Origin of the sequence: Saccharopolyspora sp. NPDC050642, assembly GCF_040654735.1 — a bacterium.
Classification (GTDB): Bacteria; Actinomycetota; Actinomycetes; order Mycobacteriales; family Pseudonocardiaceae; genus Saccharopolyspora; species Saccharopolyspora elongata.
This window is the reverse complement of the sequence record NZ_JBFAIN010000001.1, coordinates 438,520-452,133: the sequence shown is the minus strand read 5'-3', so window position 1 is coordinate 452,133 and position 13,614 is coordinate 438,520. Positions and strand designations below refer to the sequence as shown.

Below are 13,614 nucleotides of genomic sequence, written 5' to 3'. Positions count from 1 at the left end.
TGCGAGACGTGACCGGCCGGGCCTTCCCGAAGCGATCCCTTGGCCGGAACCGAGCACGGTGGCTCAGGCACTCGGAACCGGCCTGATATCAGGCAAGAACCGGAAGAACCCAGGGGCGGCCGAACTCCGATGGGCGAGAATCCGCACGGCGCAGCAAGGGCCGTTGGCCGCCGTTCAACGGACGGGAGGAAGCCATGGCACTGGTCGGGAAGGGTTCGCGGAGCATCACCGTCGACGGCGTCGCCTACAACGCGGAAGTACGGGCCATTGGCATGCCGGGGGTCTTCCGGGCGGCCGCAGCGGCCCGGAAGACCCCCGGCACTCGGTTCAGCTCGCGGTCAGGCCCCACTGCTGCGCCGGGTTCTCCGGGTCGCAGGGGAACAGCCGCACCTCCGACCCGCTCAGGTGGCCCAGGCAGGTGTTGGTGTCCATGTGGTGCAGCAGGCTGCCTTCGTCGGCGGCCTCAGCCCGCCACTGCTGGGTCGGGTCGTAGGAGTCGCACGGCATCAGGCGCACGTGCGGGCCGCCCGCGTGCCCCATACAGCTGTTCGTGCGGTTGATCCGGATCAGCTCCGAGTGGCCGAGGTACTCGCGCGACCAGTTCTGCTTGGGATCGCTCGGATTGCAGCCGGTCAACGTGATCGCGTAGCCGTCCGGGCTCTGCAGGCACGTGCCCGCCGCCACGTTCCTGAACGACGCCTCCAGGGGAGCGGGCGCGGCTGCCGCGATCGGCAGCGCGGCCGATCCGCTCAGGCACAGTGCGCCCAAGGCCGCCAGGGTCCAGTGGCTCGCTTTCCGCAATGAACTCACCTCGTAGAATCGCGTAGTAGATTCACATCGCACGCACCCGTCGGGCACGTGCGTCACCGAGTTCACTGCGATCTCGTCGAAAATCCCGCAATTCACCCCACTGTGGGCGAGCGGTGGCCTGCGGGCCGGGAACCGGGTACGCCGCCGGTCCCCGGCCGTCGCGGTCAGCCGAGAGCGTCGAGGACCTTGCTGACGATGGCGCCGGTCGCGAGGCCGTAGCGCTCGTGCAGCGTCGGCAGGGCGCCGGCGTCCAGGAAGGCGTCGGGCAGCGCGATCGGCACGACCCGCTTGCCGAGCCCGCGGCTGACCACGGCCGAGGCGACGGTCTCGAAAAGCCCGCCCACCACGGTGTGGTTCTCCAGCGTCACCACCAGCCGGTCGGAGTCCACTTCAGACAGAACGGTGTCGGCGTCGAACGGCTTGATGGTCGGCGCGTGCACCACGGCGACGTCGACCCGGTGCTTCGCGAGCTCCTCCGCGGCCTGCAGCGCCCGCATCGTCATCAGTCCACTTGAGACGAACACGACGTCCGAGCCGCCGCGCAGCACCGCGGCCTTGCCGAGGCGGAACGAGTAGTCGTACTCGTCCAGCACGGTCGGCACCTTGCCGCGCAGCAGCCGCAGGTACGTCGGTCCTTCGGCGGCGGCCAGCTGCGGCACCGCCTGCTCGATGTCCACCGCGTCGCACGGGTCGACGATGGTGAGGTTCGGCATGCCGCGGAAGATCGCCACGTCCTCGGTCGCCTGGTGGCTGGGCCCGTAGCCGGTCGTCAGGCCCGGGAGCCCGCCGACGACGTTGACGTTGAGGTTCGGCTCGGCGATGTCCAGGCAAAGGAAGTCGTAGGCGCGCCGGGCGGCGAAGACGCTGTAGGTCGAGGCGAACGGCACGAGCCCCACCTCGGCCATCCCGGCGGCCGCGCCGAGGAGCAGCTGCTCGGCCATGCCCATCTGGAAGAACCGGTCGGGGTGGGCCGCGGCGAACACGTGCATGTCGGTGTACTTGCCGAGGTCGGCGGTCAGCCCGACGATCCGGTCGTCCGACTCGGCGAGCGCGGCCAGCGCGTGGCCGAACGGGGCGCTGGTGGTCCGCTGCCCGGGGTCGGCGAAGGAGGCGATCATCGCGGAGGTGGTCAGCCGCTTCGGGGTCGTGGCGGTCATCGTGTCTGCTCTCCCGGGTGGTTCTCGGTCAGCTGCTCGCGGCACAGCTGCCACTCGTGCTCCTCGATCCGCATGAAGTGGGCCTTCTCCCTGGCCTCCAGCAGCGGGACGCCGCGCCCGATCCTGGTGTCGCAGAGGATCACCGCCGGCTCGCCGACGGGCGCCGATCGCTGCGCGGCGGCGTCGAGCGCGCGCAGCAGCGCCGGCACGTCGTTGCCGTCGACGCGCTGGGTGAACCAGCCCGCCGCGGCCCACTTCTCCTCGGCGGGCTCGATGCCCAGCACGCCCTTCGTGGGCCCGTCCGCCTGCAGCGCGTTCATGTCCACGACGGCCAGGATCCGGCCGAGCCGGTGGTGGGCGGCGCCCATCGCGGCCTCCCAGGTGGAGCCCTCGTCCAGCTCGCCGTCGGACAGGAAGTTGACGATGCGGGGCTGCTCGCCCCGCAACCGGGTGCCGAGCGCCATGCCGACCGCGACGGTGAGGCCGTGCCCGAGCGAACCGCCGGAGATCTCCATGCCGGGCGTGTAGGAGGCCATGCCCGACATGGGCAGCCGGGAGCCGTCGGCGCCGTAGGTCTCCAGCTCGTCGACCGGGATGGTGCCGGCCTCCGCGAGCGCGGCGTACAGGGCGATGGCGTAGTGGCCGGTGGACAGCAGGAACCGGTCCCGCTCCGGCCAGTGCGGGTCGTCGGCGCGGAAGCGCAGTTGGTCGACGTAGAGCGCGGCGAGGACGTCGGCGACGCCCAGCGCCTGCCCGACGTACCCCTGGCCCTGCACCTCTCCCATGTCCAGCACGTGGTGCCGCATGCGGAAGGCCGCCGCACGCACCCGGTCGGCGCGCGCCGTCAGGTCGCTGCCGGTGGCGATCGTCATCGTTTTCCTCTCAGGCGGTGGGGGTTCGTCAGTGCGCGGCGGCGGGCCGGGGATCGTCGTTCTCCGCGCTGCGGCGGAGCGCTTCCTGCCGCTCCCGCTTGCCGAAGGTCTCGCGGGTCAGCAAGGCGGCGACCAGGCCGAGCACCGAGTAGGCCAGGAACAGCAGCGCGGGACCCATCCAGCCGAGCGCGAGGAACAGCAGGGTGGTGACGAACGGCGTGAAGCCGGAGATCATCGCCGAGATCTGGTAGGCCAACGAGGCGCCCGAGGAGCGCGTCTTCGCCTGGAACAGCTCCGGGAACCACGCGCCCTGCGAGCCGGCCAGCGCGTTCTGGCAGACGCCGTAGGAGATGGCCACGGTGGCGATGATCGCCAGCACCGATCCCGTGTTGACGAGCAGGAACATCGGGATCGCCCAGGCCGCGCCGAAGAGGCAGACCCAGACGTACACCGGGCGCCGTCCGACCCGGTCGGTCAGTCCTCCCCAGGCGATCGTGGCGAAGATGCCGATCGCCGAGGCGATGCACAGCGACAGAATCGTCTCGCCGCTGGTGGCCAGCTTCTCCGACTTCAGGTAGGAGATCATGTACGTGATGGCCACGGCGTAGCCCGCGGTCTCGGCGATGCGCAGGCCGATGCCGCGCAGCAGGTTCCGCCAGTCGTCCTTGATCACCTCGACGATCGGGGACTTGACGATCTCGCCGCTGTCCCGGACGTCCTCGAACACCGGCGACTCGGGCACCTTCGACCGCACGATCAGCCCGATGATCACCAGCAGCAGGCTGGCCAGGAACGGCACGCGCCAGGCCCAGTCGCCGGGCAGCGCGACCGAGCCGAGGAAGACGAGGTTGGCCAGCAGCAGCCCGATCGGGAAGCCGGCCTGCACGATGCCGGTGAACTTGCCCTTGCGCAGCCACGGGGCGTGCTCGTAGGTCATGAGGATCGCCCCGCCCCATTCGGCGCCGTAGGCGATGCCCTGGATGATCCGGACGGTGACCAGCAGCGCCGGGGCGAGTACGCCGGCCTGCGAGTAGGTGGGCAGCAGGCCGATGGCGAACGTGGCCAGGCCCATCACGATCAGCGAGGCGACCAGCACGGGCTTGCGGCCGATCCGGTCGCCGAGGTGGCCGCCGATGACGCCGCCGAGCGGCCGGGCGACGAACCCGACGCCGAGCGTGGCGAAGGCCGACAGCGTCCCGACGATCGGTGAGGCGTTCGGGAAGAACGCGGTGCCGAAGTAGAGGGCCGCGGCGGTGCCGAAACCGATGAAGTCGTAGCTCTCGATCACGGCGCCCGCGGTCGATCCCCACGCCACCCGGCGCACGTCCGGTGTGCCGTGCACCGGCCCGCTAATGCGCAGCGGTTCCGCGCTCATCACTCACCTCTTCATTGGGGTAGTTCGACGTTGTCGACACCGGCTCAGCAGTGTCAACACTGCGGGAGATACTCAGCTCTGATCGCTGGTTTGTCAACAGTGATCTGTCGAGTAAAACTGCTGCCACAAGCGGTAACGCCTGTACTTGGCGAGATGCTCTTGTGTGTTGACAGAGCGCTGTTAACATCTCCGCATTCACTGCTTGAGGAGGAACCTTGTCGGACCGCTGGCCCGGGTGCTCGACCATCAGCTTCCGCCACCTCGGATTGTCCGAGGCGCTCGGCGTGATCGCGGGGTGCGGCTTCGCGGAGATCGATCTGGGCGCGCTGCCCGGCGTGTGCGACCACGTGCCCTACGAGCTGACCGAGGCCGCCGTGGCCGAGGTGGTGTCGACAGTGCGGGCGGGCGGCCTCGCCGTGCGGTCGGTCAACGGCGACATCGGCGACCTCAACCTCGTGCTCGACGCGAACGCCGCCCGGGAGCGGGAGACGCACCTGCGCCGCCTGCTCGATCTGACCGCGGGCTGCGGCGCGGAGGCTCTGGTGCTGCCGTGCGGCGCCCAGTCGCACGAGCCGGTGACCGGCCTGGACGAAGACCTGGATCGCGTCGCGGGCGAGCTCGCGCGGGCCGCCGGGCTCGCGAGCGCCCGCGGCGTGGCGATCTGGGTCGAGGCGCCGCACTTCTTCCGCCTGTGCGCCGACGTCGACCTGGCGGCGAAGCTGATCGAGCGGCTGGATCCGGCGGTGGGCGTCGTGCTCGACACCAGCCACATCGTGGCCTCCGGCGGCGACCCGGCCGCCTTCGCGCTGCGGTTCGGGCCGCGGATCGCCCACGTGCACCTCAGGGACGCCGTCCCCGGCGGGATCAACCACAGCATCGGCAACGGCGTGGTCGATTTCCCCGCCGCGTTCGAGGCGCTGCGCTCCGCCGGCTACGGCGGATCGTTCGCGCTCGAACTCGAAACCCGCGATGTCACCGACGACGAACGGCCCGCCGCGGCGGTGCGCGCCGCCGAGTACATCGCGACCCTGCTCTGAATCGTCGACCGAAGGAGGACCAGCAGTGACCAGCATCCAGCGCACGGCAGTGGTGACGGGCGCGGCCGCGCCGCGAGGCATCGGGAAGGCCGCGGCACTGCGGTACGCCCGCGAGGGGTGGGCCGTCGTCGTGCTCGACCTCGACGAACCGGCCGCGAAGGCCGCCGCCGAGGACATCGCCGCGCAGACCGGCGCGACGGTGTTCGCGCACGGCATCGACGTCGCCGACGAGCCGTCGGTGCAGGCCGCCTACGACGCGGTGCGGGCCGAGGTGGCCGCGGGCCGGCTGCCCGCGGTCGGCGCGCTGGCCAACATCGCCGGCATCACCTCGCCGGTGCCGTTCCTGGAGACCACCCTCGACCTGTGGAACAAGGTGCTGGCGGTCAATGCGACGGGCACCTACCTGGTCACCAAGGCGTTCCTGCCGGACCTGATCGAGGCGGGCTGGGGGCGCATCGTCAACATGTCGTCGGTGTCGGCCCAGCAGGGCGGGGGAGTGTTCGGCAAGACCCCGTACTGCGCCGCGAAGGCCGCCATCCTCGGGTTCACCAAGTCGCTGGCCAAGGAGCTCGGCGCGGCTGGGATCACGGTCAACGCCGTCGCGCCGGGCGCGGTGGACACCGACATCCGCGCGGGCGCGACCACTCCGGAGCTGGAGGACGCCATCACCAGCGGCATCCCGATCGGCCGCCAGGCCACAGTGGACGATGTGGCCGCGGTGATCACCTGGCTGTCCACCGACGACGCCGGTTACCTGCAGGGCACCACGATCGACATCAACGGCGGGGCGTTCCTCCACTGAGGACGGATGGGTGACATGACGTATCTGTGGGACGATCCGGCCACGTTCGCCGATGATGCGCTGGCCGGGTTCTGCGAGCTGCACGCCGATCTGGTGCGGCAGGTGCCGGGTGGCGCGGTGCGGCGGGCCCGCCCGCAGCGCCCGAAGGTCGCGGTGCTGCCCGGCGGCGGCTCCGGCCACTACCCGGCCTTCTACGGGATCATCGGCCCCGGCCTGGCGGACGGCGCGGTCAGCGGCAACCTGTTCACGTCGCCGTCCGCGCAGGACGCCTACTCGGTGGCGATGGCCGCGCAGTCCGGCGCCGGAGTGGTGTTCAGCTACGGCAACTACGCCGGCGACGTGATGAACTTCGGCCTGGCCACCGACCGGCTGCGGGCCGAGGGGATCGCCGTCGACAACGTGGTGGTCACCGACGACATCGCCAGCGCCCCGGCGGCGGAAGCGCAGCGGCGGCGCGGCATCGCGGGCGACTTCGCGGTCTTCAAGATCATGGGCGCGGCCGCCGAGGAGGGCATGGACCTCGCCGGGGTCGTGCGGGTGGGCCGGAAGGCCAACGAGCGCACGCGCACGATCGGCACCGCGTTCGCCGGGTGCACCTTCCCCGGTGCGCCCGAGCCGCTGTTCAGCGTGCCGGACGGGCAGATGGGCCTGGGGCTGGGCATCCACGGCGAGCCCGGCCTGCGGGACGTCCCCCTGCCCTCGGCCGGGGAACTCGCGGCCGACTTCGTCAGCAGGCTCCTGGCCGAGAAGCCCGCGGACGCGGGGGAGCGGGTGGCGGTGCTGCTCAACGGCCTCGGCGCGGTCAAGCAGGAGGAACTGCTCGTGCTGTGGCGGCCGGTGGCCGCGCTGCTGCGCGAATCGGGACACGTCCCGGTGCTGCCCGAGGTGGGTGAGCTCGTGACGAGCCTCGACATGGCGGGGGTGTCGCTCACCGTCACGTGGCTCGACGACGAACTCGAACGCCTGTGGGCGGCTCCGGCGTGGACACCGGCGTTCCGGCGCGGCCGGACGGCCGACGAGCCGCACGCGGCGGTCCAGCCCGAAGCGAGCGAGCCGGAAACGACTGCACCGGTGTACTCGCCCGCCTCGGCCGAGTCCCGCGAGCTCGCGGAACACGTGCTCGCGGCGCTGCGCCAGGTGGCTTCGGCGCTGGGGGAAGCGGAAAACGAGTTGGGTGCCATCGACGCCGTGGCGGGCGACGGCGACCACGGCCGCGGCATGGTCCGCGGCATCGGCGCCGCCCTGGCCGCCGCCGAGGAAGCCCAGCGGGCCGGGGCGGGAGCGGGGGACTGCCTCGCCGCCGCCGGGGACGGCTGGGCGGCGCGCGCGGGTGGCACGTCCGGCGTCCTGTGGGGCGCCGGGCTGCGGGCCGCCGGCGAAGCCATCGGCGACCGCGGCGGCAGCGCGGAAGTCGCAGCCGAGGCGGTGGACGCGCTGGCCACCCGCATCACGATGCTCGGTGGCGCGGCGGTCGGCGACAAGACGCTGGTGGACGCGCTGGAACCATTCCGGGCCGAATTGCTGTCCGCCGTCGCTGCCGGTGCTCTGGCGGCCGTCGCGTGGTCCCGCGCAGCTGAGGCCGCCGACAAGGCGGCCCGGAACACCGCGGAACTGGTGCCGCGCAAGGGACGGGCCCGGCCGCTGGCCGAGCGCAGCATCGGCACGCCCGATCCCGGCGCGGTGTCCACTGCCCTGATCGCCCGGACGATCGCCGACCACCTGACGGGAGAACTCCGATGACCTACCGGATCGCGATCGGCTGCGACGACGCCGGACTGGACTACAAGGAACGCCTCGCCGCCGACCTGCGCGCCGATCCCCGGGTGAGCGAGGTGATCGACCTCGGCGTGCACCGCGACGCCGACGACGTGCACCGCCCGTACCCGGAGATCGGGCTGGCCGCGGGCGAGGCCGTGCGCGCGGGCACCGCCGACCGGGCCGTGCTCGTCTGCGGCACCGGCATCGGGATGGCGCTGTCGGCCAACAAGGTGCCCGGCGTGCGGGCCACCACCGCCCACGACTCGTACTCGGTGGAGCGGTCCGTGCTGTCCAACAACTGCCAGGTGCTGGCCCTGGGGCAGCGGGTGGTGGGGCTCGAACTGGCCCGCCGCCTGGTGCGCGAATGGCTCGGTTACGAGTTCGACCACCGATCGCCCAGCGCGGCGAAGGTAGAGTTGATTGCCGAGTACGAACGGTGCTGAGCGCCGTCGGTGGCGCGGAACCGAGGAGGCTGCGAGTGGTGAGCCGTCAGGCGCAGGCAGGCCGGAACCTCCGGCAGATGGCCGTCGACGCCCTGCGGAAGGCGATCACCACCGGCACGTTCCCGCCGGGCACCCACCTCGGCGAGGTGCAGGTGTCCGACCAGCTCGGCATCAGCCGCGGCACGCTGCGCGAGGCGCTGCGCGAACTGCAGCAGGAGGGCCTGGTCTCCTACGGCGATCGCGGCCGGGTCGCGGTCCGGCAGATCGACGAGAAGGACATCATCAACACCTTCACCGTCCGGGCCGCGCTGGAGGCGGTGGCCGGCGAGACGCTGGCCTCCAGCTACTACCGGGAACAGCACTGCCAGAGCCTGCGCGCCGCCGTCGACGACATGGCGGCGGCCGCGCAGGTCTCGCTGGAGGCGCAGATCGAGGCGGACCTGGCCTTCCACGAGCTGCTGTGCGAGCTCACCGGGAACGACGCTCTGCTGCGGTCGTGGAAGCTGCTGGAAGGCTCGATCCGCATGTGCATCATGTACCGCGGCCTGGAGCGAGCGCTGAGCAACATGAGCGCCGACCGCCACCTGGAGATCGTCACGGCGATCGAATCGGGCGACCCGGTCAAGACGCAGACGGTGATCCAGGACCACATGGTGGCAACGGCGCAGGCACTGCTGTTCGGAACCGTCCGCAGCCGCAGGCCGATCAACATCCTGGGCGATGCCCCGCCGACCGGCCAGGAAGCACAACCGGAGAAGCCCGCCTGACGAACGCCCGGCCCCGGCCGGGCGTTCGCCGTTCCGGCGATGTCCACTGTGGCTTCGATCCGCGGTGGCCCGGAAGCGCGTCGCCCCGTCGTTCGACCACGATGCAGGATGTGGCCATGGAGCACCTCGTCGACCTGGACATCCTCGCGGACCGGCTAGAAGCGGTCATCGCGGAATGGCGGCTGCAGGCCGAGGTTGGGCCGCTGACCTGGCGCGCTGCTCACGCACCCTGGCCCCAGTCGATCGTGGCCGATCGCGCGTCCGTCGAGGTTCCCGAATCACTCGGGGTTCGGCTGCGGCGAGGGCCGGACGACGAGATCGAAGTCGTCGTCTGGGCAGGCGGTTGGGCTGACGTGGCCTACCTGCTCGACGGAGACGTGACCAACCTCTGCCCGGAGTTCCAGGACGTCGACGGCGCCTACGCCGCAGTGGTGAAGAACGTTGCGGACTTCCTCGCCTGAGGCCTGCGCGATCATCTGGTGATCGACGCCCTGGCGGTGGGTTGGTGCTCCGCGCACCTGAGGAAGCGGCACGTCGCAGGTATTGCGGGCCGGTGTGCGGGGTACCAGGGGTGTGATGGGCGCGTCGAGGGGGCGGCGCGATCGGAGTCTGCTCGTCCCTCCCCGGTGCCCGTTGCCGCGTGGAGGTGGTCGATGGCAGCGCCGTCCTCGAAGTCCCGGGTCACCCGGCGCGTTTACGCGCTGGGGTCGCTGGCGGCGATCCTCTTCGGCTACGACAACGGGATCATCTCGGCCGCCATCCTGTTCATCCCGCACGAGCTGCCGCTCACCCCGCTGCTCAAGGGCGCCGTCGTCAGCTCGACCGTCGTTGGGGCGATGGTGGGGGCCTTGGGCAGCGGGCCGGCGGCCGACCGGCTCGGGCGGCAGCGCGTCCTGCTCGCCGCCGGGGTCGTGTTCGCCATCGGCGCGCTCGGTGCCGGGGTGGCGCCGACGGTCGCCGTGCTGGTGCTGTTCCGGTTCGTCATCGGGCTCGGCATCGGCATCGCCTCGGTGGTGGTCCCGCTCTACCTGGCGGAGATGGCGCCCGCCGGGGAGCGCGGCGTGGTCACCTCGCTGAACCAGTACATGATCATCGTGGGCACGGCGCTGGCCGCCGCCACCGGTTACGGGCTGGCGTTCGTCGCCTCGTGGCGGTGGATGATCCTCATCGGCGTGTTCCCCGCCGTGGTGCTGGTCTTGGGGTTGCTGGCCGCGCCGGACACGCCCCGGTCGCTGGTCCGGCGGGGACGCCCGGAACAGGGACGCGCGCTGCTGGCCGGCCTGCGCGGCGACCCGGCCGCCGCCGACCGGGAGCTCGCCGAGATCACCGAGCTCGAACGCCAGCAGCGGGACGCCCGGCTCGGCGCCCGGATGTCCGCGCCCTGGGTGCGGCGGTTGCTGCTGCTGGGCGCGATGCTCGCCGTGTTCCAGCAGATCACCGGCATCAACACGATCGTCTACTACGCGCCCGGCGTGCTCACCACCTTCGGGGTCTCCGAGGTCACGGCGCTGCTGTTCACCTTCCTCAACGGGCTGCTGAACATCCTGACGATCGCGGTCGTCGTGCGGGCCGGGGTGGTGGACCGCTGGGGCCGCAAACCCGTCCTGCTCGCCGGGCTGGTGGGCATGTCGGCGAGCCTGTTCGCGGTCGGTGCGGCGGCGCTGGTGCTGCCCGCCGAATCCCCGGCGCTGTTCGGGATCGCCGTCGCGGCCTTCGTCGTGTTCACCAACACCTTCTCGGCCACCTGGGGGCCGGTGCTGTGGGTGGTGCTGGCGGAGATCTTCCCGCTGGCGATCCGCGGCGCGGCGATGGCCGTCGCCACGCTGTTCAACTGGCTCACCGACTTCTTCGTCTCGCTGACCTTCCCCACGTTCACCGCGCTGGTAGGCGCCGGGGTCGTGTTCATCGCCTACGCCGCCGCGGGCGTGATCGTCTTCCCGATCGTCTGGTGGTGCGTGCCGGAGACCAAGCAGCGGAGCCTGGAATCGCTGGAGCGGGCCTTCCGGAGGGGCACCCGCTTCCGGCCGGAGGGATGACGTGGACCGGCGCGAGTTCGTCAAGCTCTCGCTCGCGGGCGCGGGCGCGGTGCTCCTCGGCGGCTTGCCGCGCGCGGGCGAGGCGCAAGGCCTGACCGCCGCCGATCCGGCCAGCACGTTCTTCGCGACCGCGTTCAGCGAGTACGCCGCCACCGTCACCACCGACAGCACCGGCGACCTGTGGCCGACCTGCTGGGCGGACGACGACTACGTCTACACCGCCAACGGCGACGGCCAGGGCTTCGGCGACGAGCCGATGGCCGCCATCGTGGTGAACCGGATCGCCGGAACGCCCGAGACCGGCCTGCGCGGCGAACGGCTGGCCGCCGGCGACGCGGTCGCCAAGCCCCACGCCGATCCCAAGCTGTACAACGCGAAACCCACCGGCATCGTCGCCGTCGACGGCAACGGCGACGGCCGGGACGAGCTGTACCTGGCGGTGCAGGACCTGCGCTTCGCGCCCGCGTCCACCGCGTTCGACGACGCCGTGGACGCCACCGTCGTCAAGTCGGCGGACTACGGGCTCAGCTGGCAGCAGCCGTCCGAGCCGATGTTCACCGGCCACGTCTTCACCACCGTGATGTTCCTCGACTTCGGCCGCAGCCAGGAGCACGCCCGGTCGCTCGGCCCGGAGAACGCCGGGTACGTGTACGCCTACGGCCTGGACGGCAACTGGCGCGACTCCTACAGCAACGAGGTGACTTCGCCGACGAGCCTCTACCTGGCGCGGGTTCCCCGGAGCTCGATCCAGCAGCGGGACACCTGGCGGTTCTACGCCGGGGCCGGGAACGACGGCAGTCCGCAGTGGAGCGCAAGCATCGGCGAGAAGGCGCCGGTGCTCACCGACGAACGGCGGCTCTACCCCGACCTGTACGGCGAAGGCCGCCGCGATCTGACCGTGATCTCCCAGGGCGGCGTCCTCTACAACGCCCCGCTGCGCCGGTTCATCTACACCTCGTGGACCGAGTACACCTTCGAGTTCTACGAGGCCCCGGCGCCGTGGGGGCCCTGGCAGCTGTTCATGTCGAAGGACTTCGGCGCCCAGCCCTGGTTCGGCCGCCCCGGCCGCGTCCGGCTGCTCCCCGTGCCGGGCGGCCACGACGTGCCGACACCGGAGACCGGCGAACCGAAGCCGCCCTGCGCCGGGCCGAAGAACGGCGGCTACGCCCCCACCATCCCGGCCAAGTTCGTCTCGGCGGACGGGACGCGGATGTGGTTGCAGTCCAACTGGTTCCTGAACGTGGCGTGCGGGCTGCCCAACTACGAGTTCTCGCTGCGCCGCTTCCACGTTTCCCCGCGCAGGCCCGGCGACCCGGGGCAGAACCCGCCCGACCCGGCGGACAACCTCGCCGCCCCCGGGAGAAGGCCGTTCCCCATCGAGAAGTCGGCCCACTACGGCCACGGCGACTACCTCGACAACGGCGTCCGGGAGGAGAGCGAGGACAGCTTCGACGGCGCCCGCAAGCAGGCCGACTTCTGGGGGTACGTCTGGCAGGACGAGTACTGGATCGACCGCGTCGTCTACACGACCGGCAACATGTTCTCGGATGGCGGCTGGTTCGCCCGAGACCTGACCGTGCAGGTCCGCCAGGGCGCGAACTGGGTGGGCGTCAGCGGCCTGACGACCGCTCCCGCGTACCCCTACGACAGCACCGCGGGCCCGAACAAGACCTACGTGCTCGCGTTCGACCCGATCGCCGGGGACGGCGTCCGGATCATCGGAATCCCCGGCGGCACGGCGACGTTCACGTCGATCGCCGAGCTGGAGGTGTACTTCGACGGCCGGTGACCAGCGCTGCGTGGCGAACTGGGCGAGCAGGCCCCCGACCGGGGCGGCGCCGAACAGCCGCCGACCACGGCCGCGCTCCCGGGATGCCGGACGTCGGCGTCGACCAGGTCCGCCTCGACGGTGGAGATGCCGGTGTAGGCCGGGACGGCGGGGGAGACCAGCGGGCGGATCTTCGACCAGGCCCCGTCCGCGCCGATCAGCAGCGGTGGTGAACGAGGTGCCGTCGGCCAGCGCCACCTCGTGCCTGCCGCCGCCCAGGGGGCGCGCTCCGGGGCCGGCAACCCGGACACCGGAGGTGAGTACGCTTCGTGATGACGCACTTTTCGGGCGAGAGGGGAGCCTCGTGGGAACGGAGCAGGCCGGGCGGGCGCCCGAGGACGCCGATGCGGTGCGCGCCGACTCCCTCGCCCGCGAGATCTTCACGGGCGTGGCCAGCAAGTGGTCGCTCCTGATCATCGAGGTCCTGCGGGACCGCACCCTCCGCTTCACCGAACTGCGGGCCGAGGTGGAGGGCATCAGCCACAAGATGCTCACCCAGACCCTGCGAAGGCTCGAACGCGACGGCGTGGTGCACCGCACGGTGCACCCCACCGTGCCGCCGCGCGTCGAGTACCGCCTCACCGATGCGGGCCGGTCGCTCCGCGACACGGTCAACGGCATGTGCGCGTGGAGCCGCACGCACCTCGACGAGATCGAGGCGTCCCGCCACCGCTTCGACGCGCAGCAGCACGCCTGATCCGCGTCCCGGGCGACTTCACCGGAGGAACG

At 71.6% G+C, this 13,614-nt stretch carries 13 protein-coding genes and 1 pseudogene; 9 read left to right on the top strand and 5 right to left on the bottom strand.

The features are described 5' to 3' along the window. Positions 1-327: 327 nt before the first annotated feature. From AB0H93_RS02095 to AB0H93_RS02080, 4 genes are all read right to left on the bottom strand, one after another. Positions 328-801 carry an RICIN domain-containing protein gene (locus tag AB0H93_RS02095; protein ID WP_358565965.1) on the bottom strand — a complete coding sequence of 158 codons (474 nt, stop codon included), beginning with the start codon at positions 799-801 and terminating at the stop codon, positions 328-330. A gap of 173 nt (positions 802-974) precedes the next feature. After that, entirely contained in the window at positions 975-1,967 is a 993-nt protein-coding gene (locus AB0H93_RS02090; RefSeq protein WP_358565962.1) for a transketolase C-terminal domain-containing protein, read from the bottom strand. Next, a complete protein-coding gene (locus AB0H93_RS02085; RefSeq protein ID WP_358565959.1) occupies positions 1,964-2,839 on the bottom strand; it encodes a transketolase in 876 nt (291 codons plus the stop codon). Before AB0H93_RS02085 ends, AB0H93_RS02090 begins: the two co-directional genes overlap by 4 nt. A 28-nt stretch (positions 2,840-2,867) precedes the next feature. After that, the gene (locus AB0H93_RS02080; RefSeq protein WP_358565956.1) at positions 2,868-4,214 is read right to left on the bottom strand and encodes an MFS transporter; all 1,347 of its coding nucleotides are present in this window, start codon (positions 4,212-4,214) and stop codon (positions 2,868-2,870) included. Positions 4,215-4,429: 215 nt separating this feature from the next. Here AB0H93_RS02080 and AB0H93_RS02075 point away from each other — a divergent pair, with 215 nt between their 5' ends. The 8 genes from AB0H93_RS02075 (at position 4,430) to AB0H93_RS02040 (ending at position 12,846) form a co-directional block, all read left to right on the top strand. Next, positions 4,430-5,251, top strand: coding sequence for a sugar phosphate isomerase/epimerase (locus tag AB0H93_RS02075; protein WP_358565953.1), 822 nt, complete (start codon positions 4,430-4,432; stop codon positions 5,249-5,251). 25 nt (positions 5,252-5,276) lie between these two features. Then, positions 5,277-6,053: an SDR family oxidoreductase gene (locus AB0H93_RS02070; protein WP_358565950.1), complete on the top strand. Its 777-nt coding sequence runs from the start codon at positions 5,277-5,279 to the stop codon at positions 6,051-6,053. Between the two features lie 15 nt (positions 6,054-6,068). Further along, positions 6,069-7,793 carry a dihydroxyacetone kinase family protein gene (locus tag AB0H93_RS02065; protein ID WP_358565947.1) on the top strand — a complete coding sequence of 575 codons (1,725 nt, stop codon included), beginning with the start codon at positions 6,069-6,071 and terminating at the stop codon, positions 7,791-7,793. Beyond that, on the top strand, positions 7,790-8,254 hold the full coding sequence (locus tag AB0H93_RS02060; protein ID WP_358565944.1) for a ribose-5-phosphate isomerase: 465 nt from the start codon (positions 7,790-7,792) through the stop codon (positions 8,252-8,254). Before AB0H93_RS02065 ends, AB0H93_RS02060 begins: the two co-directional genes overlap by 4 nt. A gap of 35 nt (positions 8,255-8,289) precedes the next feature. Continuing rightward, complete coding sequence (locus AB0H93_RS02055) at positions 8,290-9,021, top strand: GntR family transcriptional regulator (RefSeq protein ID WP_358565941.1); 732 nt, start codon at positions 8,290-8,292, stop codon at positions 9,019-9,021. Between the two features lie 116 nt (positions 9,022-9,137). Further along, complete coding sequence (locus AB0H93_RS02050; RefSeq protein WP_358565938.1) at positions 9,138-9,482, top strand: hypothetical protein; 345 nt, start codon at positions 9,138-9,140, stop codon at positions 9,480-9,482. Between the two features lie 192 nt (positions 9,483-9,674). Further along, positions 9,675-11,057 (top strand): sugar porter family MFS transporter, encoded by a 1,383-nt coding sequence (locus AB0H93_RS02045; protein WP_358565935.1) that lies wholly within the window; start codon positions 9,675-9,677, stop codon positions 11,055-11,057. Position 11,058: 1 nt separating this feature from the next. Beyond that, complete coding sequence (locus tag AB0H93_RS02040; protein WP_358565932.1) at positions 11,059-12,846, top strand: hypothetical protein; 1,788 nt, start codon at positions 11,059-11,061, stop codon at positions 12,844-12,846. 56 nt (positions 12,847-12,902) lie between these two features. Here the strand turns inward: AB0H93_RS02040 and AB0H93_RS02035 are convergent. Then, positions 12,903-13,116, bottom strand: a pseudogene (locus tag AB0H93_RS02035) (FAD-dependent monooxygenase); the annotation flags it as partial. A 73-nt stretch (positions 13,117-13,189) separates the two neighbouring features. Between AB0H93_RS02035 and AB0H93_RS02030 the strand changes: the two are divergent. Further along, positions 13,190-13,582, top strand: a complete 393-nt coding sequence (locus tag AB0H93_RS02030; protein ID WP_358565929.1) for a helix-turn-helix domain-containing protein — start codon at positions 13,190-13,192, stop codon at positions 13,580-13,582. Positions 13,583-13,614 lie beyond the last annotated feature (32 nt).